Origin of the sequence: Sinorhizobium sp. 8-89 (assembly GCF_030124325.1) — a bacterium.
GTDB lineage: Bacteria > Pseudomonadota > Alphaproteobacteria > Rhizobiales > Rhizobiaceae > Sinorhizobium.
This window is the reverse complement of the sequence record NZ_JASKLR010000002.1, coordinates 169,055-181,426: the sequence shown is the minus strand read 5'-3', so window position 1 is coordinate 181,426 and position 12,372 is coordinate 169,055. Positions and strand designations below refer to the sequence as shown.

The 12,372-nt window shown below is 60.5% G+C and carries 11 protein-coding genes; 9 read left to right on the top strand and 2 right to left on the bottom strand.

Annotated features, from left to right (window positions below; genetic code table 11):
- Positions 1-79 precede the first annotated feature (79 nt).
- A complete protein-coding gene (gene tyrS / locus QN219_RS05345; protein WP_283998559.1) occupies positions 80-1,330 on the bottom strand; it encodes a tyrosine--tRNA ligase in 1,251 nt (416 codons plus the stop codon).
- Between the two features lie 275 nt (positions 1,331-1,605).
- Here tyrS and QN219_RS05340 point away from each other — a divergent pair, with 275 nt between their 5' ends.
- On the top strand, positions 1,606-2,760 hold the full coding sequence (locus tag QN219_RS05340) for an anhydro-N-acetylmuramic acid kinase (RefSeq protein WP_283998557.1): 1,155 nt from the start codon (positions 1,606-1,608) through the stop codon (positions 2,758-2,760).
- Positions 2,761-2,908: 148 nt separating this feature from the next.
- Positions 2,909-4,108 carry a GGDEF domain-containing protein gene (locus tag QN219_RS05335; RefSeq protein ID WP_283998555.1) on the top strand — a complete coding sequence of 400 codons (1,200 nt, stop codon included), beginning with the start codon at positions 2,909-2,911 and terminating at the stop codon, positions 4,106-4,108.
- A 70-nt stretch (positions 4,109-4,178) separates the two neighbouring features.
- On the opposite strand, the gene QN219_RS05330 is transcribed toward QN219_RS05335, so the two are convergent.
- Positions 4,179-4,856 carry an alpha/beta hydrolase gene (locus QN219_RS05330; protein WP_173513292.1) on the bottom strand — a complete coding sequence of 226 codons (678 nt, stop codon included), beginning with the start codon at positions 4,854-4,856 and terminating at the stop codon, positions 4,179-4,181.
- Positions 4,857-5,079: 223 nt separating this feature from the next.
- Between QN219_RS05330 and QN219_RS05325 the strand changes: the two genes are divergently transcribed.
- The 7 genes from QN219_RS05325 to sufA all read left to right on the top strand — a co-directional run bounded on the left by QN219_RS05325 (position 5,080) and on the right by sufA (position 12,242).
- Positions 5,080-6,246 (top strand): cysteine desulfurase family protein, encoded by a 1,167-nt coding sequence (locus QN219_RS05325; protein ID WP_283998552.1) that lies wholly within the window; start codon positions 5,080-5,082, stop codon positions 6,244-6,246.
- Between the two features lie 152 nt (positions 6,247-6,398).
- On the top strand, positions 6,399-7,868 hold the full coding sequence (sufB, locus tag QN219_RS05320; protein WP_283998551.1) for a Fe-S cluster assembly protein SufB: 1,470 nt from the start codon (positions 6,399-6,401) through the stop codon (positions 7,866-7,868).
- A 79-nt stretch (positions 7,869-7,947) separates the two neighbouring features.
- Complete coding sequence (gene sufC, locus QN219_RS05315; protein WP_269283548.1) at positions 7,948-8,703, top strand: Fe-S cluster assembly ATPase SufC; 756 nt, start codon at positions 7,948-7,950, stop codon at positions 8,701-8,703.
- Positions 8,704-8,725: 22 nt separating this feature from the next.
- The gene (sufD, locus tag QN219_RS05310) at positions 8,726-10,003 is read left to right on the top strand and encodes a Fe-S cluster assembly protein SufD (RefSeq protein ID WP_283998549.1); all 1,278 of its coding nucleotides are present in this window, start codon (positions 8,726-8,728) and stop codon (positions 10,001-10,003) included.
- Between the two features lie 12 nt (positions 10,004-10,015).
- A complete protein-coding gene (locus QN219_RS05305) occupies positions 10,016-11,257 on the top strand; it encodes a cysteine desulfurase (RefSeq protein ID WP_283998547.1) in 1,242 nt (413 codons plus the stop codon).
- A gap of 120 nt (positions 11,258-11,377) precedes the next feature.
- Positions 11,378-11,758: an SUF system Fe-S cluster assembly protein gene (locus QN219_RS05300; RefSeq protein ID WP_283998545.1), complete on the top strand. Its 381-nt coding sequence runs from the start codon at positions 11,378-11,380 to the stop codon at positions 11,756-11,758.
- A 91-nt stretch (positions 11,759-11,849) separates the two neighbouring features.
- Positions 11,850-12,242 (top strand): Fe-S cluster assembly scaffold SufA, encoded by a 393-nt coding sequence (sufA, locus tag QN219_RS05295; protein ID WP_283998543.1) that lies wholly within the window; start codon positions 11,850-11,852, stop codon positions 12,240-12,242.
- The last annotated feature ends 130 nt before the right edge of the window (positions 12,243-12,372 follow it).

The window sequence follows — 12,372 nt, the reverse complement described above, 5'->3', positions numbered from 1 at the left end:
AAGCATCCAATAGGCAAAACGCGAGTGGGATGGGAAGCGGCGCTTCCCATCCCGAGGTTTGGCGTCACCCCGATGCGGCTCAAGCCGGCCGCACGAGGATATGCTTTTTCTTGCCGAGCGACAGCTTGATGACGCCGTCGGCGATATCGCTGTGAGCAATGACTCGACGTTCGTCACTGATCGCTTCGTCGTTGATTTTCACGGCACCGCCCTGGACGTGGCGCCGGGCTTCGCCGTTCGAGCCCGCAAGACCGGCGCGCACGATGAGCGTCAGCAATCCGACGCCGGCTTCGAGTTCGGGGGCGGGGACTTCGATCGACGGCAGGTTCTCGGCAAGGGCGCCTTCCTCGAAGGTCTTGCGCGCCGTTTCGGCTGCCTGCTCGGCAGCCGCCCGCCCATGCAGCATGGCGGTGATTTCCGTCGCGAGAATCTTCTTGACCTCGTTGACCTCGGAACCGCCGAGTTTTGCCAGACGACCGATCTCCGTCATCGGCAAGGTTGTGTAGAGCTTCATGAAGCGCACGACGTCCGCATCCTCGGTATTGCGCCAGTATTGCCAGAAATCGTAAGCGCCGAGCATATCGGGGTTAAGCCAGACGGCGCCGCTGATCGACTTACCCATTTTGGCGCCGGATGCGGTTGTCAGAAGCGGCGAGGTGAGGGCGTAGAGCTGGGGCGTGCCCATGCGGTGGCCGAGATCGATGCCGTTGACGATGTTGCCCCATTGGTCCGAGCCGCCCATCTGCAGTCGGCATCCCGTCCGCTTGTGAAGCTCCACGAAATCATAGGCCTGCAGGATCATGTAGTTGAATTCGAGGAACGACAGCGACTGTTCGCGATCAAGGCGCATCTTGACGCTGTCGAACGAAAGCATGCGATTCACCGAGAAGTGGCGTCCGACATCACGCAGGAATTCGAGATAGTTGATGCCAAGCAGCCAGTCCGCATTGTTGATCATCAACGCGTCCTTCGGACCATCACCGTATTTCAGGTAATTGGAGAAGACCGTCTTGATGCTGGCGATGTTGGCCGCAATCGTCTCGGGCGTCATCAGTTGCCGCGCCTCGTCCTTGAAGGACGGATCACCGACCATGCCGGTGCCGCCGCCCATCAGCGAGATCGGCCGGTGCCCGGTTGCCTGTAGCCAATGAAGCATCATGATCTGGATCAGACCGCCGGCGTGAAGGCTCGGCGCTGTGGGATCGAAGCCGATATAGGCAGTCACGGTTTCCGTACGGAACAGTTGGTCGAGCCCGGCATCATCGGAGGTCTGATGGATGAAACCGCGCTCGCTGAGCATATGGAGGAAATCGGACTTGAACTCGGACATGACCTGTTTCTTTCGAGTGGATAGGACGTCTGCGGCCGGCGTTTATCATTGTTTTATCGAAAGTGCACGTTTTTGCTTGGCCGGCGTTTTGTTATGAACGCTACTGCATGTTTCCTTAAATCCTAGCCTTTTAAGGATAAAAACATACAGCGATTCAAAGTGCTACAGCGTCCCTCGCGCGTCTGGCAAGACGCGCGGCGCTGTAGGCGGGACGAGGAAAATTGACTGTGGTTTCCGCCCGCCCCGATCGAGGCAAAACCGTGCGGAGGAACACAATGAGCAAGCTCTTGACGGCAATCGGCCTGATGAGCGGCACGAGTATGGACGGCATCGACGTCGCATTGCTGCGGACCGACGGCGAGGGCGTCGTGGAGAGAGGCCCCTCCGCCGGATACGCCTACGATGCGCGTTTTCGGGAGCGTGTGAAACAAGGGCTCGACGACGCCAAGTCTATCATCGTGCGGAATGAAAGGCCGGCAACGCTCGCGCAGTTAGAACGCGACCTGACACTGCGCCATGCGGAGGCGGTCAGAATATTCCTGCATGAAAACAACCTTTTGCCGGACGATATTGATGTAATCGGTTTCCACGGCCAAACGGTCCTGCACCGCCCCGACGAAGGGTTGACGGTGCAGATCGGCGATGGAGACTTGCTGGCGCGCGAAACACAAATCGACGTCGTCTACGACATGCGGGCTAATGACATGGTGCATGGCGGCCAGGGGGCGCCGCTCATTCCGGCCTATCACGCCGCACTGGCGCACGGCTTGTCGGAGCGGCAAGAGGTCGGCGCGCCCGTCGTCTTCGTCAATATCGGCGGTATCTCCAACATCACTTTCATCGGTGCCGATGGCCGAATCGTCGCCTATGACAGCGGCCCCGGCAACACGCTGATCGACCAGTGGGTGGAGGCCCATGCGGGCATCCCCTATGATCAGGGCGGCATGATCGCGAGCGAAGGTGCCGTGCTCGGCGAACTTGCCGAGCGTTATCTTTCCCATCCCTTTTTCACGGCACAGAAACGCCGCTCGCTCGATCGAAACGACTTTGCGCCGCCCTCAGGCGCGGACGCAAGCCTGGAAGACGGGGCTCGCACACTCGCCTACGTGACCGCCGCAGCCATTCTCAGATCGGCAGCACATCTTCCGGCGGCGCCGGCGACCTATGTGATCTGTGGCGGCGGCCGCCTCAACCCGATCATCATGAAGGATCTGACGAAGCTTGCCGATGCGGCGCATGCCCGGGTGCTTGCCGCTGAAGCGCTGGAACTGAACGGCGATTCGATGGAGGCCGAGGCTTGGGCTTATCTGGCGGTGAGATCATTGCGCGGCTTGCCGTTGACCTATCCCGGAACGACCGGCGTCGGTCGCCCCGTGAGTGGTGGTCGATTGGCATCAAAGGTGATAGATGCCGAAGCAGAACAAGGATGAAGGCACATCGAACGGCCACAACGGCGGCTTCACACCTTTCCTTGTCCTGCTCTAATTATTTCTTCGTACACCGCCAGTAGGATACCTTTGGTGTGTGAGATTTGTGCGGATCCGTGATTCGCAATCGGAACTGTTCGGAAGCTATCGAATGGGTGGTGCGATTTCCCTTCTGGCGGTGAATTTCATCGTCGCCCAGATATTCGTGGTCGCATTTCTCATCATTGCGGCAAAGAGCCGCTCGGGCCGACCGGCGATCTGGATAGCCGCCTGTTTCGCTATCGCCTCCTTGTCGGCGGTGTTTGAAGCCGTTCTGCCCTTCAGCCCGTTTCCCCGCATACTCGCGATCGGCGCTTTCGCCAGCGTCCTCGGCGGCTTCTGCCTGCTTCGCGTCGGACTCGGCCTGTTTTATCAGGTGCCGGTCAGGCCTGCGGCGCTGGCTGCTTTCTTCATCGCTTCGGTCATCGTCGATCTTCTGATTTATGACCTTCCGCGCGGCACCTTGCAGCACGCCTTTTTCTACCAGATGCCTTTCTTCTTCATTCAGGCGTGGTCCGCCTCGGCGATCGTCCGCTCGCGGCGGCGAACCTATGCAGACCGGATCCTGCTCGGGCTCCTGGCTTTGAGCGCAGCCTACTATCTCGCGAAGATCTACGCGGCGATTGCGGCAGGCGCCGGAAGAACGGCAGCCGATTATCTCACCAGCCCGTTCGCGCTGATCTCGCAGGCTCTCGGCGCCATGCTGATCGTCGGAACCGGTCTCGCGATGCTTGGCGTCATGGTCAAGGACATCATCGACGACGCTCGGGCCAGCTCCGAAGTCGATGCCCTCTCCGGCCTCTACAATCGCCGGGGCTTCAGGGAGCGTCTCGGTCCCATGCTGGAAAGGCGCGGCGCGGGCCATCCCGGCGCGCTCATCCTTACCGACCTCGACCATTTCAAGCGGGTGAATGATACATACGGCCACCACACCGGAGATGAGGTGATCCGTCGATTTTCCCGCCTGCTTCTCGATCTGATGCCAAGCCGCGCCGTTGCCGGGCGTCTCGGAGGCGAAGAGTTTGCAGTGTTTCTTCCGCTGACGGGCCTATCGGATGCGCGCGTCCTTGCCCACGGAATCCGCGCGGCGACTGCATCGATGCGGATCGACGGCCTGGCTGAAACGGTGACGGTCTCTGCCAGTTTCGGGGTCACGGCGGTTGCCGCAGGCGAGCCGCTCGAATTGGCCATGCAACGGGCGGACAAGGCTCTCTATGCCGCCAAGGCCGCAGGACGGAACAGGGTGGAGTGCGCCGAAACGCCGGCACATGTCGTGTCGCCTGCGGTCCCGCACTGGGTTGGCCGGAGCTAGGCGCTACGCATTCTCGGCGGTCCTCGCCCGCCGTATTGCGTGCAAGGACCGCTTCATTACTGTCGATCTGTCAACGGATGCGCTTGGCTGCCGGTTCCGGCGTCAATTCGCCGTTGAGACGGCGATCGAGATAATCCTCGCACTCGGCCATCAGGTTCTCGATCTGGCCATTGAAGAAATGGTTGGCACCGGGCACGGTCTTGTGCGTAATCAGGATGCCCTTCTGAGCCTTGAGCTTGTCGACGAGGCCGTTGACGTCCTTCTCGGGGGCTACCTTGTCGGAGTCACCGTTGATGATCAGGCCGGACGAGGGGCAAGGGGCGAGGAACGAGAAGTCGTAGATGTTCGGCTGCGGCGCGACGGCCATGAAACCCTCGATTTCCGGGCGGCGCATCAGCAGTTGCATGCCGATCCAGGCTCCGAAGGAATAGCCGGCAACCCAGCAGCTCTTGGAATCGGGATGCAGGCTCTGGACCCAATCGAGTGCGGAGGCGGCGTCGGAGAGTTCGCCCGCGCCGTGATCGAACTCACCCTGGCTGCGCCCGATGCCGCGGAAGTTGAACCGGAGCGTCGTGAAGCCGCGCTTCTGGAACATGTAGAAAAGCTGATAGACGATCTGGTTGTTCATCGTGCCGCCGAACTGGGGATGCGGGTGCAGAATGATGGCGATCGGGGCGCTCTTCTGTTTCGAAGGCTGATAACGGCCTTCCAGGCGACCGGCTGGTCCGTTGAAGATAATCTCGGGCATTGGCTCTCCGGGAATGTTTCTGGTTCAAATCGCGGTTTCAGTGCCGATCTGTCTTGACGAAAGCAGTCAGGTTTTCTAAAACCCAGTTTAGAACCGTTCAAAACTTCGGTGCGGGCATTCCGCCATGTGCTTCGTCTCATAAGGCAAGCGGCGCGGAAAATTCAAGGAAAATGCAACGGCGCCGATTGTAACGGCCAAGCCATTTGTTCTAGCGAAGGAAACGATGTCGGGACCGCGCATTTATATGGATTGGAACGCCACAGCGCCGCTTTTGGCCGAAGCGCGCGAGGCTTTCCTGTCCGTGGTCGACCGCATCGGCAATCCGTCGTCTGTTCACGGCGAGGGCAGGGCGCTGCGGGCGCTTGTCGAAAGCGCGCGGCGTGACGTCGCTGCGCTTTGTGGCGCGCAAGCCGCCTCAGTCACCTTCACCAGCGGCGCCACCGAGGCCGCCAACATGGTGCTGACCCCGGATTTCCGCATGGGGCGGACGCCGCTCCGGATCGCCAGGCTCTACGCTTCGGCTATCGAACATCCGGCAGTACGCGAGGGCGGGCGTTTCGCGCGCGAAGATGTTTGCGAGGTGCCGGTGACGGCCGCCGGCGTGATCGATTGCGCTGCGCTGGAAGCGCTGCTTGCTTCCCATGATCGTCAAGCTGGGCTGCCGATGGTCACCGTGATGCTCGCCAATAACGAGACGGGCATCGTCCAGCCCATCTCCGAGGTCGCGGCCATCGTTCGCGCCCATGGTGGCCTCCTGGTTGTCGATGTGGTGCAGGCGGCCGGTCGCTTGCCGTTGTCGATCGAGGCGCTAGACGCGGATTTCCTCATCGTTTCATCGCATAAGATCGGCGGGCCAAAAGGTGCGGGCGCGCTCGTGGCGCGTGGCGAAGTCATGATGCCTTCGCCGTTGATCCGTGGTGGCGGACAGGAAAAAGGCCATCGTTCCGGTACGGAAAATGCACCGGCGCTTGTTGGCTTTGGAGCGGCTGCCCGTGCTGCCGCCAACAATATAGAAGAGCGTATGGCCGCCATTGCCGCCTTGCGCGATCGGCTCGAAGCCGAAATGCAGTTGTCGGCGCCGGATGTGATAATCCACGGGCGCGATGTTTCGCGTATCGGCAACACGAGCTTTTTCACGCTTCCGGGTCTCAAGGCCGAAACTGGCCAGATCGCTTTCGACCTCGAAGGCGTAGCGCTTTCGGCGGGATCGGCCTGCTCCTCCGGCAAGGTCGGGCAGAGCCATGTGCTGACGGCGATGGGCTACGACCCCCGCCAGGGAGCGCTGCGTATTTCGATCGGCGAGGCGACGACGGAGGCTGAAATCGAGCGTTGTGCGACGGTGTTCGCGAAAGTGGCGGCCCGCCGTCGCTCGACCGGGCAGGCGGCGTGACGCAAGACGATTGAACGAAATTGCGGAAAAGCAATTTTCCGCTTGGCAAACGGGGTGAAAAGCGCCTTTTAGCCATTACATAAGCGGTGCGCAAAGTTCGCATCGTGTTGACAAGCTGTCGGACCTTGGATCCGGCAAGATTGGAGAACGACATGCCTGCCGTGCAGGAAACCATTGACCAGGTCCGTCAGATCGACGTGGACCAGTACAAATACGGCTTCGAAACGCATATCGAGATGGACAAGGCGCCGAAGGGCCTGTCCGAGGACATCATTCGCTTCATTTCGGCCAAAAAGAACGAACCGGAATGGATGCTTGAATGGCGTCTCGACGCCTATCGCCGTTGGCTCACAATGGATGAGCCGAGCTGGGCGCGTGTCCGTTACCCGAAGATCGACTTCAACGAAATTCACTACTACGCCGCGCCGAAGGGCACGACGGGGCCGAGATCCCTCGAAGAGGTCGATCCGGAACTGCTCAAGGTCTACGAAAAGCTCGGCATCCCGCTCAAGGAGCAGGAAGTCCTTGCCGGCGTGCAGAAGTCGAGGATTGCCGTCGATGCAGTGTTCGACTCCGTCTCGGTCGTGACCACCTTCAAGGAAGAGCTGAAGAAGGCCGGCGTGATCTTCATGTCGATCTCGGAAGCGATCCGCGAGCATCCGGATCTGGTCAGGAAGTACCTCGGCTCGGTCGTTCCGCCGACGGACAACTTCTATGCGACGTTGAACTCAGCCGTATTCACCGACGGTTCCTTCGTCTACGTGCCGAAGGGCGTGCGGTGCCCGATGGAGCTTTCGACCTATTTCCGCATCAACGAGAAGAACACGGGCCAGTTCGAGCGTACGCTGATCATCGCCGACGAAGGCGCCTATGTCTCCTATCTCGAAGGCTGCACGGCGCCGCAGCGCGACGAGAACCAGCTTCATGCCGCTGTCGTTGAATTGATCGCGCTCGACGAGGCCGAGATCAAATATTCGACGGTGCAGAACTGGTATCCGGGCGACAAGGAGGGCAAGGGCGGCATCTACAATTTCGTCACCAAGCGTGGCGATTGCCGCGGCAAGAACTCCAAGATCTCCTGGACGCAGGTCGAAACCGGCTCGGCGATCACCTGGAAATATCCGTCCTGCATTCTGCGCGGCGACGGCTCGCGCGGCGAGTTCTATTCGATCGCCGTGTCCAACGGTCACCAGCAGGTTGACTCGGGCACCAAGATGATCCACCTCGGCAAGAACACGTCGAGCCGCATCATTTCGAAGGGCATCGCCGCTGGCGTTTCGGACAACACCTATCGCGGTCAGGTTTCGGCCCACCGCAAGGCGGAGAACGCCCGCAACTTCACCCAGTGCGACTCGCTCCTGATCGGCGACAAGTGCGGTGCGCATACGGTGCCCTATATCGAGGCGAAGAATTCGACCGCACAGTTCGAACACGAGGCGACGACGTCCAAGATTTCCGAGGACCAGCTGTTCTACTGCCTGCAGCGCGGCATTCCGGAAGAAGCGGCGATCGCGCTGATCGTCAACGGCTTCGTCAAGGAAGTCATTCAGGAACTGCCGATGGAATTTGCCGTCGAGGCGCAGAAGCTGATCGGCATCTCGCTGGAAGGCTCCGTGGGCTAAGGCCTCGACCACCTATCGAAAAAACGCGCACGGGACTTGCGCGCAAAAAACTATTCGCTTCCGAAGAGGACGATTGAAAATGCTTGAAATCAAGAACCTGCACGCACGCATCGCCGAAGACGGCACCGAGATCATCCGCGGGCTGAACCTGACCGTGAAGGCGGGTGAAGTCGCCGCCATCATGGGACCGAACGGCTCGGGCAAGTCGACGCTGTCTTACATTCTTTCCGGACGCGAAGACTATGAAGTGACCGAGGGCGATATCCTTTATAACGGGGAAAGCATCCTGGAGCTCGATGCTTCCGAGCGTGCGGCGAAGGGCATCTTCCTCGCCTTCCAGTACCCGGTCGAAATCCCCGGCGTCGCCACCATGCAGTTCCTGAAGGTGGCAATGAACGAGCAGCGCAAGTATCGCGGCGAGGACGAACTGACGACGCCGGAATTCATGCGCCGCGTCAAGGAAGCCGCTGCCGAGCTCAAGATCGCTCCGGAAATGCTGCGCCGGCCTCTGAACGTCGGCTTCTCCGGTGGTGAGAAGAAGCGCGCGGAAATCCTGCAGATGGCGCTGCTGGAGCCGAAACTGTGTGTGCTCGACGAAACCGACTCCGGTCTCGACATCGACGCGCTCAAGGTGGTGGCCGATGGCGTCAATGCGCTGCGTTCGCCGGATCGCGCCGTTATCGTCATCACACACTACCAGCGCCTGCTCGACTATATCGTTCCGGATACCGTCCACGTCCTCTACAAGGGTCAGGTCATCAAGTCGGGCGACAAGACGCTGGCGCATGAACTCGAAGCCAAGGGCTATGCGGATCTCATCGAGGCGGCAGCCTGACGCCTGTTGAAGGAGTGTTCGAATGAATATGCAACAGGCTATCAAGATGACGGCCGCCGAAACGGCGCTCGTCGATGCCTATACCGCTCAGATCGGCGATCTGCCGGGCGATGGGGCCGTGCTGTCGCTCCGCGACACGCTCGTTCATGAGCTGCGGACTGCCGGATTGCCGACGCGACGCATCGAGTCCTGGCACTATACGGACCTGCGCACGTTGCTGCGCGCGGTGCCCGCGGCCGATCCGTCCGCCTTCGCCGACAGGGTCGAGGCCGTCGTTCCGGGTTCGTCCGTGCTTGCCGTTCGCAGCGGCCAGGCCGACCTCAAGAGCCTTCCCAAGGGTGTGACGGCACGATCCTATACCGAAAGCCTGCTTGATGGTTCGGCGGTAGTCGGTCTCACCGTGCTCGGCGCGGACGACGCAATCGGCCGGATCAATGGCGGGCTCGTTCGCGGCGGTCTCGAAATCGCGGTTGCCGAAAATGTCGAGCTGGAAGCGCCGCTCGAGATTCAGGTCGTCCAGAGCCACGGTCAGGCGCACACGCGTTTTCCGGTGTTCTTCGGTGCCGGCGCCAAGGCGACGGTGATCGAGCGGCACCTGTCGACGAACGCGGAAGCAAGCTTCGTTTCCACGGTGAGCGATGTGACGCTCGCCGAACGCGCCGATGTGATCTGGATCATTCTGCAGCAGCAGGGCCTGGCGGACACGCATCTTGGACAGATCCGCTTCGACCTCGGCAAGGACGCCAAGCTGCACCTCTTCGTCATCAATGCCGGCGGCAAGCTGGTGCGCCAGGAAATCCACGGCAAGGCGAGCGGCGAGGGCGCCGATTTGACGTTGCGCGGCATCAACCTGCTTGGCGGCGAGAGCCACACGGACGTGACCTTCACGCTCAGCCACGACGTGCCGCATACGACCTCGAGCGAGATCATCCGCAACGTCGTCTTCGACCGGGCAAAAGGCGTATTCCAGGGTAAGATCCTGGTCGCCAAGGACGCGCAGAAGACCGATGCGAAGATGTCGTGCAACACGTTGCTCTTGTCCGACGACGCGGATTTCTCGGCGAAGCCGGAGCTCGAAATCTTCGCCGATGACGTGCAGTGCGGTCACGGCGCAACGGTGATCGATATCGATCACACGCAACTCTTCTATATGCTCGCCCGCGGTATTCCGGAGAACAAGGCCCGCGCGATGCTCGTCAACGCTTTCGTGGCCGAGATCGTTGAAGAGCTGGAAGATGACGAAGAGCTGGTCGAGGCGCTCGAAGGCATAATCTCAGCCTGGCTCGAAAAACACGCCTGATTGGACAAAGACATGGAACACACGGTGCCGGTGCCGGCCTACGACGTCGAGACGATCAGAAAGGATTTCCCGATCCTTTCGCGGATGGTCTATGGCAAGCCGCTTGTCTATCTCGACAACGGTGCATCGGCGCAGAAGCCCCAGCTCGTCATCGACGCCGTGGCTCATGCCTATTCCAATGAATATGCCAACGTCCATCGCGGCCTGCATTTCCTCTCCAATGCCGCGACGGAAGCCTACGAGGCGGCGCGCGAGAAGGTTCGCCGCTTTCTGAACGCGCCATCGGCTGACAACATCATCTTTACGAAGTCCTCGACCGAGGCGATCAATACGGTTGCCTACGGCTACGGCATGCCGAAGCTCGGAGAGGGGGACGAGATCGTCATCTCGATCATGGAGCATCACTCCAACATCGTTCCCTGGCACTTCATCCGCGAAAGGCAAGGCGCGAAGCTCGTCTGGGCGCCCGTCGACGAGGACGGCGCGTTTCACATCGATGACTTCGTCAAATGCCTGACGGAACGGACAAAGCTCATCGCCATCACCCATATGTCGAACGCTCTCGGTACGGTTGTGCCGGTGAAGGAAATCTGCCGCATCGCCCGTGAGCGCGGCATTCCGGTGCTCGTCGACGGCAGCCAGGGTGCGGTGCATATGCCGGTCGATGTTCAGGACATTGATTGCGACTGGTACGTGATGACCGGCCACAAACTCTACGGTCCGTCCGGCGTCGGCGTGCTCTACGGCAAGATGGATCGCCTGAAGGAGATGCGGCCTTTCATGGGCGGCGGCGAGATGATCGAGGAAGTAACCGAGGACCGGGTTACCTACAACGATCCGCCACATCGCTTCGAAGCCGGTACGCCACCGATCGTCCAAGCGATCGGCCTCGGCTACGCGCTCGACTACATGGAAATGATCGGCCGCGACGCGATCAGGGCGCATGAGGCGGATCTCACCGCCTATGCGCGTGAGCGGCTGTCGGCAGTCAACTCGCTCAGGGTCTTTGGCGATGCGCCCGGCAAGGGAAGCATTTTTTCATTCGAAATCGCTGGCATTCACTCGCATGACATTTCGATGGTGATCGACCGTGCCGGCGTTGCTGTCAGAGCGGGGACACATTGTGCGCAGCCGCTCTTGAAACGCTTCGGAGTCACCTCCACATGCCGTGCGTCTTTCGGCCTCTACAATACGCGGGCCGAAGTCGATGCGCTGGCCGATGCGCTGGATCATGCGCGGAAGTTTTTCGCGTAGGGCGGGACGCGGAAAATATGTGCGGTTTTCCGCCCGCATCCCGCTCTGACTTGTTAAAATCGATCGTTCATGATTTTCGGTCAAATCGATCCAAAATCGTGGTGATCTAAGGAGGCCGATATGAGCCTGGACGCAACGGAAGAAAAGATCGATGTCCGCGAGGGCATCGTGCATTCGGCCATGCCCGCCGAAGAACTGGCGCGCCTCAGCGATGACATCATCGCCGCTTTGAAGACGGTCTACGATCCGGAAATCCCGGCCGACATCTTCGAACTCGGACTCATCTACAAGATCGACATCGAAGACGACCGGATGGTGAAAATCGAGATGACGCTGACGGCGCCCGGTTGCCCCGTTGCCGGAGAAATGCCGGGTTGGGTCGAGAACGCTGTCGGCGCTGTCGAGGGTGTCTCAGGCGTCGAAGTGACTATGACGTTCGATCCGCCATGGACGCCGGACCGCATGTCGGAAGAGGCGCAGGTCGCGCTCGGCTGGTACTGAGCCTCATATTGATCCGTTAAGACGCGGGCATTACATTAGATTCTGGAAGGCGCCGGGCCTTTACCCCGGCGACGTGAAGGAGAAGAAGCCGATGGGCTTTGCCATAATGAGCTTGACCGATGCCGCCGCGGGCCGCGTGCGGTCGATCGTTGAGAATGCTGGAGGCGATGCCAAGGGCATCCGCGTCAGCATCAAGAAGGGCGGTTGCGCCGGCATGGAATATGCCGTCGATCTCGTGACCGAGCCAAACAGCAAGGACGACTTGGTCGAACATCTGGATGCGAAGGTCTGGGTCGCGCCCGAGGCCGTGCTTTACCTGCTCGGCACTCAGATGGATTTCGAAGTGACGCCGTTGCGCTCCGGTTTCACCTTCAACAACCCGAACCAGACGTCCGCCTGCGGCTGCGGCGAGTCCGTCGAACTGAAGCCGGCGGATCTGGCGGTGCTTGCGGCCAAGGGCGATGCCGTGGTTCGCGCGAACTGAGAGTTCACGTAACCGGTGGATTGAAAGCCCGGCTTCTTGCCGGGCTTTTTCGTTGCTGTTCGAAGCCGTCCTTGCTCGATAACTTCGTCTCTGAAGGGCGGGGTGTGCGAAGGCACACTCCGCCGCGTCA